Genomic DNA, 15,818 nt, shown 5'->3' with positions numbered 1-15,818 from the left:
GGGCCAGGGGGCCGGGCAGCCGCGGGAAACCGAGGAAAGTCCGGGCTCCACGAAGAAAGGGTGGCGGGTAACGCCCGCCGGTGGAAACGCCAGGGACAGTGCCACAGAGAGCAGACCGCCGATGGGGGCTTCGGCCTCTCAGGCAAGGGTGAAAGGGTGCGGCAAGAGCGCACCGGGGTGGCGGCAACGTCGCCCGCACGGCAAACCCCACCCGGAGCAAGGCCAAATAGGGACTTCGCGCTCGCAAGGGCAGGGGCGCTTCGCCCCGGGAAGTCCGGGTTGGCTGCTCGAGCGGTCCGGCAACGGACCGCCCAGATGAATGGCTGCCACCGGACGGCAGGTCGGAAACGATACCGCGTCCGGGACAGAACCCGGCTTACAGGCCCCCTGGCGACCGCTTGTCAGCTGCGGCCGATGCTTGTGTACTGGAACCCGGCGGCGCGGATATCGTCCGGCTGGTAGATGTTGCGCAGGTCGATCAGGACCGGAGCCTTGGCCAGCTTCTTGACGCGCGGCAGGTCGAGCGCGCGGAACACGTCCCATTCGGTGACGATCGCGATGGCGTCCGCACCTTCGATCGCAGCGTAGGTGTTCTCGCACATCTCGACCTCGGGCATGAGCGGTGCGGCGAGTTCCATCCCTTCCGGATCGTAGGCCGATACGGATACGCCGGCATCGATCAGGGTCTGTGCCACGGCGATGGCCGGACTGTCGCGCATGTCGTCTGTGTTGGGCTTGAAGGTCAGACCCAGCAGGGCGACCTTCTTTCCGCGCGCGGCATCATGTCCGCCCAGCGCTTCGAGGACCTTGCGGCCCATCGCACGCTTGCGGCTGTCGTTCACCTTGACGACCGCTTCGACGATGCGGGTGGGGCTCTCGTAATCCTCGGCAGTCTTAAGCAGGGCGAGCGTGTCCTTCGGGAAGCACGAGCCGCCATATCCCGGGCCGGCATGCAGGAACTTGGACCCGATCCTGTTGTCCATCCCGATCCCGCGCGAGACGTCCTGCACGTTGGCGCCGACCTTCTCGCACAGATCCGCCATTTCGTTGATGAAGGTGATCTTCGTCGCGAGGAACGCGTTGGCCGCATACTTGATCAATTCGGCGCTGCGCCGGCTGACAAACAGGATCGGGGACTCGTTCAGGAACAGCGGGCGATAGACCTCGCGCATGATATCCTTGCCGAACTCGTCCTCGGTTCCGATCACGATCCGGTCCGGTCGTTTGAAATCGCCGATCGCAGCGCCTTCGCGGAGGAATTCTGGGTTGGATACCACGGTGAAGCGATGCGCTGTCCCGCTGTCCGCGATGATCCGCTCCACCTCGTCTCCGGTTCCGACAGGAACGGTCGACTTGGTCACGATCACGGCATCGTTTGAAAGGTTTGCCGCGACTTCTTCCGCCACGGCATGCACGAACGACAGGTCGGCATGCCCGTCGCCCCGGCGGCTGGGAGTCCCCACCGCGATGAAAATGGCGCTTGCCCCCTCGATGCCCTCCGCCAGATCGGTCGTGAAGGAAAGGCGTCCGGCATCGACGTTCGCCGCGACCAGTTCCGCGAGGCCAGGCTCGTAGATCGGCATGACGCCATCGTGGAGCCGTTCGATCTTGGAGGAGTCCTTGTCGATGCACACCACTTCGTGCCCGAAATCGGCGAAGCACGCGCCCGAAACCAGTCCGACATAGCCGGATCCAACCATGGCGATTTTCATCGTGCAGTTTCTCCCACAGAATGCGCAAGGTAGTCGAAGGTGATCGTACCGCCACCTTCCGGTTCGATCGCCTGAATATAGGCGCGATCTTCGCCTTCGAGCACCAAGGCCGTCAGCCGTCCGAAACGGTAGGCCCCTGTATCGATGCCGATCCGGTTGGTCTTCTCGACGATTTCCGGGACGATCGTATGTCCGTGAACGACCACATGCGAATGGGGCTTCTCATGGGTCAGGAAAGGTTCGCGGATCCAGCGCATGTCCCTTGCCGACTGGGCCTCCATGGGAAGCGAGGGATCGATACCGGCATGGACGAACAGGTAATCGCCCTGTTCGATCGTGCTCTCGAACCCTGCCACGAAATCCCGGTCGTCCTGCGGCACCACGGTGTCGATGATCTCGCGCAGTTCCTCGACCGTACTCTCGGTCAGCAGTTTCTGGTCGATGCCGTAGCTGATGAGCGTTTCCCGGCCGCCATGTTTCAGGAAATGACGAAGAACGGATTCGCGTTCGAACGAATCGAGGAACATTTCCTCATGATTGCCCATCAGGATCCGGACATCGCGCTGGGCTTGCCAATGCCTGGCCTTCGCAATCACGCCCGCGCTGTCCGGTCCGCGGTCGATCAGGTCCCCAAGGAGAATGACCGTCGTTCGGGCAGGTCCGCGCCGCTCGTCCTCCCGCTCGATTTCGGACGCCAGCGCCTGGAAAAGGTCCAGGCGGCCGTGAATGTCGCCGATCACGAAGGTGCGTTCGCCGGCCGGGATACGCGGTCGGTCGAGCGGCGGAGAAGCGCGAAAAAGTCTGCGCAGAGGTTCAAACATGCGGTGTGAAACTATACTGGCAAGGGTTCGGGAAGCTCGTCACCCGCGTGCCGGGACCGAGCATGTACCGGCAATCAGATAGGACCTGCGTGACATTATCGCAACGTCCCGCAATTCGAATTGGCGGCTACTTGTGCATTGCACAATTGTTTGCAATAAGATTTCAAGTCCAGACGAGATCGCGCCTATAAAATTGCGACCGATGGACGGCAGGAGGGACGAAAGCACAACTGCTAATCGAGGTGATTACGCTATGCTAACGTCCACACGCGGTCTTCTGGCCGCTTCCCTTTTCGCCCTTCCGGCGTTCGCGGCCCTACCGGCCGCGGCGCAGGACGTGACCGATCCGCCCAGTGAAATCGAAATCTCCGGCAACGTAGCGCTGACCAGCGACTACCGCTTTCGCGGCGTGTCGCTGTCCAATGGCGATCCTGCAATCCAGGGCGGGATCGATGTCGCGCATGAGAGCGGTATTTACGTCGGGACCTGGGCGTCCTCGATCGAAGGCGGTCCGTCTTTCGGGGAGATGGAGCTCGACCTTTATGCCGGATGGAGCGGCGATGTGGCGGACGGCGTCGGGCTCGACGTCGGCATATTGTACTACCTGTATCCGACCGAGAATATCGACGCGAACGTGAATTACTGGGAGCCCTACGCATCGATCAGCGGTTCGCTGGGCCCTGCGGAGGCCGAACTTGGCATCGCCTATGCCTGGGACCAGGATTCCCTCGGTGGCGACAACCTCTACGTTTATACCGACTTTTCGACAGGCGTTCCCAATACGCCGATCTCGCTGAACGCGCATATCGGTTACACAGATGGCGTACTCGCGCCGCCAATCCTTGCGGGGACCACGGACGATACGGGCTTCGATTATTCGATCGGGGCGAGTGCCACGTTCTTCGGGAAGCTGGAAGCGAGCGTGGCCTATGTCGCCGTGGACGGACCGGAGGTCGACGGCCTGACCGACGATACGGTGGTCGCAACCCTGTCGATGAGTTTCTGAATATTGCCGTCGTTCGGGACCCGCCGGTTAGGCGGGTTCCGACTGCGGGTCCGATTCCTCCGGGTGCCGCGTCGTCAGGCGCAGGATGAAATAGCCCAGGAACGCCGAGATGATCGACCCCATGAGGATTCCGATCTTGGCTTCGTCGATCAGGGTTCGGTTACCCACAAAGGCCAGTTCCCCGATAAAGAGGGACATGGTGAAGCCGATCCCGCACAGGACGGCCACGCCCCATATCTCAGGCCAGCTCGCATTGTCGGGAGCCTTTGCAATCCCGAGTTTGACGGCCCCCACGACGATCCCGAATATGCCGAGCTGCTTTCCGACAAACAGTCCGGTCGCGATCGCCAGGGGCAGCGGAGCGAATATCTCGTTCAGCCCCATATCCGACAGATCGACCCCCGCATTCGCGAAGCCGAATATGGGAACGACGAGATACGCGCTCCAGGGCGCCAGCGAATGCTCCATGCGCTCCAGCAGACTGGAGCCGTTCGATGAACGCATCGGAATGGTCAGCGCGGCAAGTACACCTGCAATCGTCGCGTGTACGCCGGAAAACAGGACGGCAAACCACAATGCGAAGGCCACCAGGACGAAGGGCCAGATCCGGTTCACCCCGAACCGGTTCATCCCGACCATCACGGCCAGGAGCAGGACCGACATCAGGAACCAGAACGGGTTGAAGTATTCTCCGTAGAACGCCGCAATGATGATGACGGCGCCCATGTCGTCCACGATGGCGATCGTCAGCAGGAAGAGGCGCAAAGATGCCGGAACACGGCTGCCGAGCAGCCCGATTACACCCATCGCGAAGGCAATGTCTGTTGCAGCCGGTATCGCCCATCCGCGGGTCAGACCCGCGTCGCCGCCGATGAAGAACAGGTACACCAGCGCCGGTGCAATCATGCCGGCAGACGCCGCCAGCACCGGCAGGCGCCGCTGTTCCGGGGAAGAGAGCTGGCCGCAGATGATCTCCCGCTTGATCTCCAAGCCGACGACGAAGAAGAAGATCGCCATCAGCCCGTCATTGATCCAGAGGTGCAGCGTGTTCAGCTTGAACACGTCCTTCGGGAACATGTACCCGTAGAAAAGGTCGCGATATTCGTCGGACAGCGGCGAATTGGCTGCGATCATCGCGGCAATCGCGACGAGGATCAGAAGTACCCCCGCCGAAGCGTCGCTTACGAAAAGCGAGCGGACCGGGGCGACGAGGCGACGAATGCGGGAGCGGGATCGAACCATGGTTCGGCCCCCTCTTTCGCAATTTCCTTCCCGTTGCAACTGCTCAATCTGATGGTAGAAGGCGGTTGGGGATCACGGGGGCGCGATTTTCTGAAATGACGGAGTTCTCATTGTGGGAATGGTTCGTGCTGGTGCAGCACGAGCTTTTCCTCTTCGCGGGTATTTTCTTCCTGATCGGCGCGGTCGACGAGATCGCGATGGACCTCTGCTGGATCTGGCTGAAACTGACCGGCCGGCTGAAACCGCGCGAGTTTCGATCGTCGAACAATGAGCGTCCCTTGCAGGGCCCCGTAGCGGTTTTCGTGCCCGCTTGGCAGGAGGAACGAGTCATTGCGGCCATGCTAGGGCACATGCTGCAAGCCTGGCCGCAGTCGGCACTGCGGGTCTTTGTAGGCGTTTACCGGAACGATCTGGCCACCCTCGAGCAGGCGACCAAAGCCGCGGGCGCGGACCCGCGCGTAAGGATCGTCGTCCATGATGCCGATGGACCGACGACGAAGGCCGACTGCCTTAACTGCCTTTATCGGTCGCTCGTCTCGGACGAAGAAGCCTCCGGAACCAAGGTCCGGTTCGTCATCCTGCACGATGCCGAAGACATGATCGACCCGGCCGGCCTCGTCCTGCTCGAGACCTCTCTCGAGGGGGCGGCGCTCGCGCAATTGCCGGTTATCGCCATGCCGCAAGCCGGCTCCCGCTGGGTCGGGAGCCATTACAGCGAGGAGTTCGCGGAAGCCCATGGCCGGGCAATGCCTGTCAGGGAACTTCTGGGTACGGCGATCCCGCTTGCCGGCGTGGGATGCGCGATAACAAGGGACCATCTCGATCGGCTGGCGCGCGATGGAGAGCCTTTCGCGAGCCAGTGCCTCACGGAGGATTACGAGCTCGGCCTCGGGCTTGCCCGGACGGGCGAGAGGGGGCGGTTCGTCCGTGCGCGTGACGAAACAGGCCGATTGATCGCGACGCGCGCCTATTTCCCGTCGGACCTGGATCAGTCGATCCGGCAAAAGACCCGCTGGATACATGGCATCGCGTTCCAGGGCTGGGACCGGCTCGGCTGGAGCTGGCAGCCTGCAGAAATCTGGATGCGGCTGAGGGACCGGCGCGGTCCCTTTGCGGCACTCGTATTGTTCCTGGGTTATCTACTGGTCGTGACAGGTTCCACGAGCGTATTGGCGGTATGGTTCGATCTTGTGGATCCCCCTCCGATCAGTCCCCTATTGGAGACGGTCCTCTGGCTCAATCTGGCCGCGCTATTTTGGCGCGCGATCTGGCGCTTCGGCTTCACGGCGAACTTGTTCGGATGGCGCGAAGGCGTGAGATCGATCGCGCGGATACCCGTCAGCAACTTCATCGCCATACTGGCCGGGCGCAAGGCATTCACGGCCTATCTTCGGTCGCTGACCGGGAAGCCTCCGGCATGGGACAAGACGGATCATCCGATCCATCCCGCCGCGGCCCTTTACGAGGAACGTTCGACGTGACCGGCGCCGTTCCGGGACGCAGGGGCCAGCCCGTCGTCGCGCTGTTTGCGCTGATCGCCGCATGGGCAGCCGTCAGAGCGGCGTTCTGGCAATCGCCATTCCCCTTACAGGTGCAGGACGATGTATTCCTTGCATCGACGCCGCAGAAAGGGGGAGAGGTTTCCAGCGGCGATCGCGACATTCCGGCCTTCGATGCGTGGCAGTCGGCCGAACCGAATACTTCCGTGCAGACGCCGCATCGGTCAGTCGCACGGCTGGAGAACTGGCGACGCAATATGGTGCGTCCCTTCGGAGAGGATGGCGTGTACGCCGAGCTCCGCTATCTCCCGAGCGAAAAAATGGACACAGAAGCCATCACAAATGCACCCGCAATTCGCATTGGGGGCGGTTCGGCAATCGATGGCGGTTCAGCGGAGAGCGCTCCGGACAGGTATGTTCGAAGCGCCTCGGCCAAGCCCGCGGATTACGCGGCGAAGCGATGGAGCCTCGGTGCATGGCTCTTTCTGCGTGATGGCGGCAATGTGTCGCAGGCCGCGACGCTGCCGAGCTACGGGCGCAGTCAGGCAGGCGCGGTCCTGCGCCGTCGCTTCGATCTGTCCGACCGACACTCCACCGACGCCTATTTGAGAGCGACCAGCGCTCTCAATACACCGCGCTATCCGGAAGTTGCGTTGGGCGTCTCGGGACGACCGGTCCCGGATATCCCGATAAGGACGCAGGTCGAGCTTCGCGTCAGGGAGGATGGGAACGGCGCGGAACTGCGACCTGCGGTTCTCGCCGTGACCGAACTCCCGCCCTTTCGTTTGCCGCTCAATGTGCGCGGAGAGGCGTATGTGCAGGCGGGGTACGTGGCCGGCGATTTCGCAACCGGCTTCGTGGATGGTCAGGTTCGGCTGGAACGTGAACTGGCGCAGGTCGGAGGCGCAAGTCTCAGGCTGGGCGGCGGGGCCTGGGGCGGAGCGCAGCGCGACGTCAATATCGTCACGGCCGGGCCAACGGCCACGTTGGAAGGACGCGTCGTAAATGTGCCTGTCCGGCTGTCCCTGGACTATCGTTTCAAGGTCGCAGGCAATGCGGAACCGGGTTCGGGAGCGGCGCTGACCCTTTCTACCGGATTCTGAGTTTCGACGCCTTTTGCCGCCGCGCCAGCTCCGCTAGGGTGCGATGCACAATGGACGTCTACCTCCCGATCGCGAACCTATCGGTCAATGGCCTGTGGATCATCGCGCTCGGTGGCCTGACCGGTCTCTTGTCCGGGCTCTTCGGTGTGGGCGGCGGGTTCCTGACCACGCCCTTGCTCATCTTTTCCGGCATACCCCCGACCGTGGCAGCGGCCTCCGCTTCCACGCAGGTGACGGGCGCCAGCATTTCCGGTGTCTTCGCCCACGCGCGCCGCAAGGGTGTCGATTTCAAGATGGGCGGCGTGATGATTGCCGGCGGCGTCGTGGGGGCCATCATCGGCTCGCTTCTGTTCCGGTTCTTCGAGTCCATCGGCCAGATCGATGTGGTCATCTCGATCCTCTACGTCGTGCTGCTTGGGACGATCGGGTCGCTGATGCTGCGCGAAGCGATTACCGCACTGAGACCTCCGCAGGATGGCGTGACACGCAAGGCAGCGAAGAGACGCCACCACCGCCTCGTTGCGATGCTGCCGCTCCGGTGGAGGTTCTACGGCTCGGGCCTCTACATTTCCCCGCTCGCTCCCCTTATCCTAGGAACCGTCGTGGGCATACTAACCATGCTGATGGGGGTCGGCGGCGGCTTCATCCTGGTGCCCGCCATGCTCTACATCATCGGGATGAGCGCAGGCGTGGTTGTCGGTACGTCCCTGTTCCAGATCATGGCCGTGACCATGGTGGCGACGATGGTCCATGCGCTGACGACGCAGGCGGTCGACATCGTGCTGGCGGCGCTTCTCCTTCTGGGATCGGTGTCCGGAGCGCAAATCGGGACGCAGCTGGCGCAGAAGGCCCGGCCGGAAGTCCTGCGGGTCATTCTTGCGGCGATCGTTCTGGCGGTTGCGATCCGCATGCTGGTCGGCCTCAGTTACCAGCCGGACGAAATCTTTTCGGTGAGCGGACTGTGACGCGGTTCGTTCTCTGCCTCCTGGCCTTCTTCGCGCTGACGGGACAGCGCGAACCGATCCTGGTGCCCGAGGTTTCGCAGAGCGAGGTGCAGGTGCGCCAGGGCTTCACGGGGACCGAACTCCTCCTGTTCGGCGCTATCCTCGATCCGGACGGTGCCCGTGCCAGCCGCGAGTACGATATCGTCGTCATTCTCAAGGGCCCGGCGGAGCCCATCCGGGTGCGGGAGAAGGAGCAGATCGGCGGCATCTGGATGAATGCGGAGAGCACAGCGTTCCGGTCCGCGCCCTCCTATTTCGCCATGGCGTCTTCCCGTCCGATCGAGGAGATCGTCGACGCTCGGACGGCGGCGATCTACGAATTCGGTCTGGACTTCATCCAGCTGTCGCCGAGCGGAGCGATCGAGCCGGAAGTGCAGTCGCGCTTCAGTGCGGGGCTTGTCGATCTCCGCCGCCGGCAGGGGCTTTACAAGGAAGACACGAACGGGGTCGAGCTGAGCGAGCAGGTCCTCTACCAGGCACGCATCGCCCTGCCGTCCAACGTGCAGACCGGCGAATATACAGCGGAAACGTTTGCGGTTTCGCGAGGACGCGTCATCGCCAGTGCGGTTGCCGACGTGGAAGTACGCAAGGTCGGCTTCGAACGGTTCGTGGAAACTTTCTCGCAGGACCAGTCGCTGCTGTACGGACTCCTTGCCGTCTCGCTTTCGATCCTGATGGGATGGCTGGCTGGTCGCTTGTTCGCGCTGATCTGAGGTCGGCGTTTCCCGGTTGACCCGAAATTAACCCATTTCGGGCAGTCCCGCTCCCGTGTGAATTCAGGGGTTTCGGGGCTTTCTACATGAATGACATGACCAATGCGGATTTCCGTCGCCAGCCGCAGCCGCTCGGCGGACAGCAGGCCGCGCCGCGGCCCGCGGCGAAGCAGGACAACGCGACGCTGCCGATCGGCGTCGTGCTGGAAATCGCCGGCTCCGGATCGCAGATCGCGATCGACTTGGAACGCCTCAACGAATGCATCCAGGACGAGGATCCTTCAATCGCTCTCGCCGGGCAGGTGGGCAGCCAGATCAAGATCCGCGTCGGCAACAGCTGGCTTCTCGCCAATGTGCGCAACCAGAAGCAGGACCGCCGCGCGGGAGGCTCGATCATCGCGAATATCGACTTCCTGGGCGAGGGTCAGGAAGAGAAACTGACCGGGCGCATCCACGGCTTCCGCCGCGGTGTGACGCGCTATCCCGTGCCGGGTGCGCTGGTCTATCCGGCGACGACGCCCGACCTCAAGCAGATCTACGCCAGCGACGGCCGCGCGAACATCCAGGTCGGCACCGTCTATCCCACGCGGGATATCCGGGCGGGCATCTATATCGACGCGATGCTCGGCAAGCATTTCGCGCTCCTGGGATCCACCGGTACCGGCAAATCCACCAGTGCCGCGCTTATCCTTCACCGGATCTGCGAGGCGGCGCCCGAAGGGCACGTGGTCATGATCGACCCGCACGGAGAATATTCGGCGGCGTTCAAGACCACCGGCAAGATCTTCGACGTGTCGAACCTGCAGATGCCGTACTGGCTGATGAACTTCGAGGAGCATTGCGAAGTGCTCCTGACCAGCACCGGCAACGAACGGCAGGTCGATGCGGACATCCTCGCCAAGTGCCTGCTGCATGCGCGCAACCGCAACCGGCTGGCCGAGACGATGGGCAAGATCACCGTCGACAGCCCGGTCCCCTACCTGCTTTCCGACCTGTCCAACAAGATCCAGGACGAGATGGGCAAGCTGGACAAGGCGACCAGTTCCGCGCCCTACATGCGGATCAAGAACAAGCTGGACGAGATCAAAGGAGATCCGCGCTACCAGTTCATGTTCTCGGGCATGCTGGTGGGCGACACGATGGCGGAGTTCATCTCCAAGATTTTCCGCATGCCGGGCGAGGGCAAGCCGATCTCCATCATCGATGTGTCCGGCGTGCCGTCCGACATCACCAGCACGGTGGTGGCGGTGCTTAGCCGGCTGGTGTTCGACTTCGCGATCTGGGGGCGGGACGAGAAGACGCGGCCGATCCTGCTGGTGTGCGAGGAAGCGCACCGGTACGTGCCGAGCGAGAAGAACGCGGAAGGCTCCAGCGTAGGAAATATCCTCAGCCGGATCGCCAAGGAAGGCCGCAAGTACGGCATCAGCCTGGGCCTCATCACCCAGCGCCCGTCCGACCTTGCAGAGGGCGTGCTGTCGCAGTGCGGCACGATCATCTCCATGCGTCTCAACAACGATCGCGACCAGGCTTTCGTGAAGGCCGCCATGCCCGAAGGATCGCGCGGGTTCCTCGACAGCATTCCCGCGCTGCGCAACCGCGAGTGCATCATCTGCGGCGAGGGCGTTGCCATTCCCATCCGCGTTTCCTTCGACAACCTGGAGGAGGTCAAGCGACCGGCTTCCGAGGATCCCAGCTTCGTCGACCTCTGGAGCAAGAGCGGCGGCGAGGAGGAAGCGGTCTACCGCACCGTCCAGCGCTGGCGCGCGCAGGGAGTCTGACGGACCGCCGTCAGGTCCCGCGCGTATCGCCGTAGAGGTGGATGTGCATCCGGTCTGACAGGCGGAAGCCGTGTTCCAGGCATAGCGGCGCGAGCCATTCCATCCGGCGGCGCAGGGTCGCGCTGTCGGTGCCTTCGGGCATCAGGAACACGTGGCCGGGCCGGAAGCGGTAGCGGTCGCGCAAAGCCAGCACCTCGTCGAGATCCGCCGGTTCGGCGATCACGAACTTGAAGAAGGCGCGCCCGTCGGTGGCGAAGGCATCCAGACGTTCGGGCACCAGAGCGAGGTCCGCAGGGTTCCCGCTATGCGCGAGCTTGGGGCTGACATTGAACTGGTCGATCCGCACGTCCAGCCGGGGCGAGGGCGTGACGCTGCCATTGGTTTCCACTTCCACCGTATGGTCGGGCAGCAGGTCGAGCATGTCCGCCAGCGCATTCGCCTGCAGCATCGGCTCCCCGCCGGTCAGCACAATATGCGGATGGCCTAGGTCGCGGACGCGCTGGGCCACGTCTTCGGGCGACAGCTTCACCTGGTTGCGCTTGCGATCGAAGGTGAGGCCCGCGCTGTGCGGGCGCTCGTCGCCTTCGAAGTGCCAGGTATAGGCCGTATCGCACCACACGCAGGAGAGGTTGCAGCGCGAGAGGCGCACGAACACCACCGGCCGGCCGATGCTGGGGCCTTCCCCCTGGATGGAGGCGAAGATCTCCGGCTCGACCGAATCGGGGTCCGCCGGCGCGTGGGTTGCGAGGACGAGTGTCACCGCGAAGACACAGACATGGACCGCATGGACCGCTGTCCAAGGGTAGAAAAGAGGGAGGCTTTCCTGACCCGGAACGCAGCGGGCAGGGGGCGGGGCGGAATGCGGATCATGGCGGCCCTATCGCACGATCCGCAGGCTGTAGGACAGCCTTTCGTTGCCGCCGCGCCCCGGCCTGTCGTCAGCCGACCACTTCGCCGCGCTCGGGATCGGCGACCTTCACCGCCTTGTCCGCCGCATCGCGATCGTCGCGCAGGCTCGCCATGTCGATCACGTGGCGGAAGCGCACGTCTTCCTCCTGCATCCGTTCGAAGGCGGTGTTGATCTCGTCCATCCGGATCATCTCGATTTCCGGGCGAATGCCGTGCTTGCCGCACAGGTCCAGCACTTCCTGCGTATCCGCGATCCCGCCGATCAGGGAGCCGGTCACGCCCACGTGCTGGAACACCATGGTGGCCGTGTCGAGATCGTCGAAGCCGAGGAAATTGCCGACCACCGCGACCTGGCTCTTCGGCTTCATCAGGGCGAGGTAGGGATTGAGGTCGTGCTTGTAGGGGATGGTGTTGACCATCAGGTCCAGCGTCATCGCGTTTTCTTCCATCGCATCTTCGTCATGGATGTCGATGACCGCATCCGCGCCCAGTTTTGCGATCGCGTCCTTCTTCTCGGAGCTGGTGGTCAGCGCGACGACGCGCGCGCCCAGCGCCTTGCCGATCTGGACCGCCATGTGGCCGAGCCCGCCGATCCCGGCGACGCCCAGCGTCATGCCTTCCTTCAGGCCGAAATACTTCATCGGCTGGTACGTCGTGATGCCGGCGCACAGGATCGGGGCGGCATGTTCGCTGTCGATCGCCTCCGGGATCGTCAGGGCGAATTCCTCGCGGACCGCGATGGCGGTGGAATATCCGCCGTAGGTGTTGGACCCGTCGGGCTTGTTGGGGCCGTTATAGGTAAGGGTGCAGCTCTTCGGGCCGCTGCAATACTGCTCTTCGCCCATCTTGCACTGGTCGCATTGCTGGCAGGAGTTGACCATGCAGCCAACGCCCGCCCGGTCGCCGACCTTGAAGCGGGTCACGCCTTCGCCGACTTCGGTGACGGTGCCCACGATCTCGTGGCCCGGGATGCAGGGCCAGACGGTGTTGTCCCAGTCGTCGCGCGCCTGGTGGAGGTCGGAATGGCAAACGCCGCAATGGCTGATCTCGATCCCGATCTCGCCCGCACGCACGTCGCGCCGCTCGAATTTAAGGGGGCCGAGAGGCGCTGGCTTTTTCCGTGCCATAGGCGATGACTTGCATGGGTGTACGTCCTTCGATCGATCGTGAGGAGAATTCCTTCGATCGACCAACGGGCGGACCCGCCGCAGGTTTCGAAACGCCGCGGCTGAATTTATCCCAGTCGCGCCAGCGCCGCCGTCAGACGTTCCACTTCCGCCGCGTGATGGGCATGGTCCGCGCGCGCCTTTTCCACCGCCTCCGGCTTGGCGCGTTCCACGAAGCTTGCATTGGACAGCCGTCCTTCGAGCGATCGGGCTTCCTTTTGCGAGGCTTCCAGCGCTTTCGACAGGCGCGCTTTTTCGGCGTCGATGTCGATGACCCCTTCCAGCGGGATCACGAACACGTCGGCCCCCGCCGTGACCTGCATGGCAGGGCCCGCCGGCGCCTCGCCCACGGAAATCGGCGTGATGCGCGCCAGCCGTTCGATGGCAGCGGCGCTGCGCTCGATCGTCCGGGCGGCGACGTCCGAGGGATCCGCGACATGGGCGGCGAGGCGCGTGCCGGGCGGGATGCCCAGCTCGTTCTTCGCGCTGCGGACATTGCCGGTCAGTTCGATGACCCAGTCGATCGCGTCGGTCGCGTCCTTGCTGACGCTCGCTTGCGGGTCGGGCCATTTCGCGGTGATCAGGGGGTGATCGGGCCGTTCGCGCCCGTTCACCGCGCCCTGCTTGCTCCACAGTTCCTCGGTGATGAAGGGCATGAAGGGGTGCAGCATCACCAGGATCTGGTCCAGCGCCCAGCCGGCGACTTCGCGCGTTTCCGTCGCCGCCGCCTTGCTCGCGCCTTCCGCGAAGACCGGCTTGATCAGTTCCAGGTACCAGTCGCAGAACCGGTCCCACACGAAGTGGTAGATGGTATTGGCTGCCGCATCGAAGCGCAGGTCCGCCATCGCGGCGTCGAGCGCGCGCACGGTCTGCGCCACTTCGCCGATGATCCACTGGTTGGCGGCCAGCCGCGCTTCGGGTGCTGCGACCTGCGCGCTCGCGCCGATGCCGTTCGACTGGCAGAAGCGGGTCGCGTTCCACAGCTTGGTCGCGAAATTGCGATACCCCTCGACCCGGCGGTCATCCATCTTGATGTCGCGGCCCTGGCTTTCCATCGCCGCCATGAAGAAGCGCAGCGCGTCCGCCCCGTACTGGTCGATGAGGCCGAGCGGATCGACGACATTGCCTTTGGACTTGGACATCTTGGCCCCGTCCGCCGCGCGCACCAAGCCATGCAGGTAGAGGCGCGGCCAGGGTGCCTGTCCGGTGTTGTAATTGCCCGCCATCAGCATGCGCGCATCCCAGAAGAACAGGATGTCGAAGCCGGAAACGAGCAGGTCATTGGGATAATGCTTTGCCAGCAGGTCGGTCTTTTCCGGCCAGCCGAGCGTCGCGAAAGGCCACAGGGCGGACGAGAACCAGGTGTCGAGCACGTCGGGATCGCGGGTCAGTGCCTTGCCTCCCGCCTGTTCGGCCGCTTCCTCTTCGCTCATCGCGACATAGGCGTTGCCGTCCTCGTCATACCAGGCCGGGATCTGGTGGCCCCACCACAGCTGGCGGCTGACGCACCAGGGCTGGATGTTCTCCATCCAGTTGAAGAAGGTCTTTTCCCAGCTCTTCGGGACGATCTCGACCTCTCCAGAGCGGACCTGCGCGATCGGCTTTTCGGCCAGCTTCGCGGCATCGACATACCACTGATCGGTCAGCCAGGGTTCGATCACCACGCCGCCGCGGTCGCCGAAAGGCGTGGCGATCTGGCGCGGTTCCGCGTCGTGTTCGACCTCCTCGCCCTTCTTCGTCTTGGCGACATGGGGGATGAGGTGGCCGCTTTCCTTCAACCGCTGCACGACGAGTTCGCGCGCGCCCGCCACGCCGTCCTTCGCGAAGCGATGGAGGCCGAGGAATTCATCCGGCACCAGCCCGTCCGCCGTCTGGCAGACATTGGCCTCCGCATCGAGCATGTTGAGCATGTCCGCAGGGGCGATGCCCGCGCGCTTGCCGACCTCGAAATCGTTGAAGTCGTGGCCCGGCGTGATCTTCACGGCGCCCGAACCCAGTTCGGGGTCGGCATGCTCGTCCGCCACGATTGCGATGCGGCGGCCGGTGATGGGAAGGATCACGTGGCCGCCCACGACGCTGGCATAGCGATCGTCGGTCGGGTGCACGGCGACCGCCATGTCCGCCAGCATGGTCTCGGGACGGGTAGTGGCGACTTCGATGTAATCCTGCCCGTTGTCGAGCGTGACGCCGTCGGCGAGCGGGTAGCGGAAGTGCCAGAAGCTGCCAGGAATGGTCTGCTGCTCCACTTCCAGGTCGGAAATGGCGGTCTTGAGCTTGGGGTCCCAGTTCACCAGCCGCTTGTCGCGATAGATCAGCCCGTCATTGTACAGGTCCACGAAAGTCTTGATCACGGCCTTGCTGAAATGCTCGTCCATGGTGAACTGTTCACGGCTCCAGTCCATCGAACAGCCCAGGCGGCGCAGCTGGCGGGTGATCTGGCCGCCGCTTTCGGCCTTCCATTCCCACACCTTCTGCACGAAATCCTCGCGCGAGTAGTTCGTGCGTTTGTCCTGCCGTTCTTCCAGCTGGCGCTCGACCACCATCTGCGTGGCGATGCCGGCGTGGTCGGTGCCGACCACCCACAGCGCGTCCTTGCCGCGCAGCCGCTCGTACCGGATCACGATGTCCTGCAGCGTGTTGTCGAGCGCGTGGCCGATATGGAGCGATCCGGTCACGTTGGGCGGCGGGTTCACGATGGTGAAGGGTTGCGCGTCGGGCCGCTCGGGACGGAACAGGCCGTTCTCTTCCCAGTGCGCGTACCAGCGCGCCTCGATTTGGGACGGATCGAAGGTGGTGGGCAGTGTCTCGCTCATGCGCGTTCCCCTGCCAGCGCCGTGGTTTTGTGGCAACGCCTCAATGCGGCCA

General features: G+C 63.7%; 12 protein-coding genes and 1 other RNA gene. 7 read left to right on the top strand and 6 right to left on the bottom strand.

The genetic code is table 11. From position 1 onward, the window contains the following. Positions 1–3 precede the first annotated feature (3 nt). Positions 4–395, top strand: an RNA gene (gene rnpB, locus AB1K63_RS06970) — RNase P RNA component class A. Positions 396–401: 6 nt separating this feature from the next. Here rnpB and AB1K63_RS06965 read toward each other — a convergent pair. Together AB1K63_RS06965 and AB1K63_RS06960 are read right to left on the bottom strand one after the other, a co-directional pair. Next, a complete protein-coding gene (locus AB1K63_RS06965; protein ID WP_366959286.1) occupies positions 402–1,712 on the bottom strand; it encodes a UDP-glucose/GDP-mannose dehydrogenase family protein in 1,311 nt (436 codons plus the stop codon). Next, positions 1,709–2,533 carry a metallophosphoesterase family protein gene (locus AB1K63_RS06960; RefSeq protein WP_366959285.1) on the bottom strand — a complete coding sequence of 275 codons (825 nt, stop codon included), beginning with the start codon at positions 2,531–2,533 and terminating at the stop codon, positions 1,709–1,711. Before AB1K63_RS06960 ends, AB1K63_RS06965 begins: the two co-directional genes overlap by 4 nt. A gap of 253 nt (positions 2,534–2,786) precedes the next feature. Between AB1K63_RS06960 and AB1K63_RS06955 the strand changes: the two genes are divergently transcribed. Next, a complete protein-coding gene (locus tag AB1K63_RS06955) occupies positions 2,787–3,539 on the top strand; it encodes a TorF family putative porin (RefSeq protein WP_366959284.1) in 753 nt (250 codons plus the stop codon). Between the two features lie 27 nt (positions 3,540–3,566). Here AB1K63_RS06955 and nhaA read toward each other — a convergent pair whose 3' ends face one another. Continuing rightward, complete coding sequence (gene nhaA, locus AB1K63_RS06950) at positions 3,567–4,781, bottom strand: Na+/H+ antiporter NhaA (RefSeq protein WP_366959282.1); 1,215 nt, start codon at positions 4,779–4,781, stop codon at positions 3,567–3,569. Positions 4,782–4,876: 95 nt separating this feature from the next. Here nhaA and AB1K63_RS06945 point away from each other — a divergent pair, with 95 nt between their 5' ends. From AB1K63_RS06945 to AB1K63_RS06925, 5 genes are all read left to right on the top strand, one after another. Continuing rightward, positions 4,877–6,262: a glycosyl transferase family protein gene (locus tag AB1K63_RS06945; protein ID WP_366959280.1), complete on the top strand. Its 1,386-nt coding sequence runs from the start codon at positions 4,877–4,879 to the stop codon at positions 6,260–6,262. Then, a complete protein-coding gene (locus tag AB1K63_RS06940) occupies positions 6,259–7,383 on the top strand; it encodes a hypothetical protein (RefSeq protein ID WP_366959278.1) in 1,125 nt (374 codons plus the stop codon). The genes AB1K63_RS06945 and AB1K63_RS06940 overlap by 4 nt, the downstream gene beginning before the upstream one ends. Positions 7,384–7,433: 50 nt before the next feature. Further along, on the top strand, positions 7,434–8,348 hold the full coding sequence (locus AB1K63_RS06935) for a sulfite exporter TauE/SafE family protein (RefSeq protein WP_366959277.1): 915 nt from the start codon (positions 7,434–7,436) through the stop codon (positions 8,346–8,348). Then, positions 8,345–9,100 (top strand): TIGR02186 family protein, encoded by a 756-nt coding sequence (locus AB1K63_RS06930; RefSeq protein WP_366959276.1) that lies wholly within the window; start codon positions 8,345–8,347, stop codon positions 9,098–9,100. Before AB1K63_RS06935 ends, AB1K63_RS06930 begins: the two co-directional genes overlap by 4 nt. An 86-nt stretch (positions 9,101–9,186) precedes the next feature. After that, complete coding sequence (locus tag AB1K63_RS06925) at positions 9,187–10,878, top strand: DUF87 domain-containing protein (RefSeq protein ID WP_366959273.1); 1,692 nt, start codon at positions 9,187–9,189, stop codon at positions 10,876–10,878. Positions 10,879–10,888: 10 nt separating this feature from the next. Here the strand turns inward: AB1K63_RS06925 and AB1K63_RS06920 are convergent, their stop codons facing one another. From AB1K63_RS06920 to AB1K63_RS06910, 3 genes are all read right to left on the bottom strand, one after another. Then, on the bottom strand, positions 10,889–11,638 hold the full coding sequence (locus AB1K63_RS06920; protein ID WP_366959272.1) for a 7-carboxy-7-deazaguanine synthase QueE: 750 nt from the start codon (positions 11,636–11,638) through the stop codon (positions 10,889–10,891). A gap of 178 nt (positions 11,639–11,816) precedes the next feature. Next, positions 11,817–12,914, bottom strand: coding sequence for an NAD(P)-dependent alcohol dehydrogenase (locus tag AB1K63_RS06915; RefSeq protein ID WP_366959270.1), 1,098 nt, complete (start codon positions 12,912–12,914; stop codon positions 11,817–11,819). Between the two features lie 107 nt (positions 12,915–13,021). Continuing rightward, positions 13,022–15,766, bottom strand: coding sequence for a valine--tRNA ligase (locus AB1K63_RS06910; protein ID WP_366959267.1), 2,745 nt, complete (start codon positions 15,764–15,766; stop codon positions 13,022–13,024). Between the last annotated feature and the right edge of the window lie 52 nt (positions 15,767–15,818).

The sequence above is a fragment of the Qipengyuania sp. JC766 genome (genome assembly GCF_040717445.1).
GTDB lineage: Bacteria > Pseudomonadota > Alphaproteobacteria > Sphingomonadales > Sphingomonadaceae > JC766.
This window is presented reverse-complemented; position numbering and strand designations above follow the sequence as displayed.

Coding starts and splice junctions, on each gene's coding strand:
- AB1K63_RS06945 (WP_366959280.1), top strand. CDS start 4,877: ATGACGGAGTTCTCATTGTGGGAATGGTTCGTGCTGGTGCAGCACGAG.
- AB1K63_RS06935 (WP_366959277.1), top strand. CDS start 7,434: ATGGACGTCTACCTCCCGATCGCGAACCTATCGGTCAATGGCCTGTGG.
- AB1K63_RS06915 (WP_366959270.1), bottom strand. CDS start 12,914: ATGGCACGGAAAAAGCCAGCGCCTCTCGGCCCCCTTAAATTCGAGCGG.
- AB1K63_RS06910 (WP_366959267.1), bottom strand. CDS start 15,766: ATGAGCGAGACACTGCCCACCACCTTCGATCCGTCCCAAATCGAGGCG.
- AB1K63_RS06965 (WP_366959286.1), bottom strand. CDS start 1,712: ATGAAAATCGCCATGGTTGGATCCGGCTATGTCGGACTGGTTTCGGGC.
- AB1K63_RS06925 (WP_366959273.1), top strand. CDS start 9,187: ATGAATGACATGACCAATGCGGATTTCCGTCGCCAGCCGCAGCCGCTC.
- AB1K63_RS06960 (WP_366959285.1), bottom strand. CDS start 2,533: ATGTTTGAACCTCTGCGCAGACTTTTTCGCGCTTCTCCGCCGCTCGAC.
- nhaA (WP_366959282.1), bottom strand. CDS start 4,781: ATGGTTCGATCCCGCTCCCGCATTCGTCGCCTCGTCGCCCCGGTCCGC.
- AB1K63_RS06955 (WP_366959284.1), top strand. CDS start 2,787: ATGCTAACGTCCACACGCGGTCTTCTGGCCGCTTCCCTTTTCGCCCTT.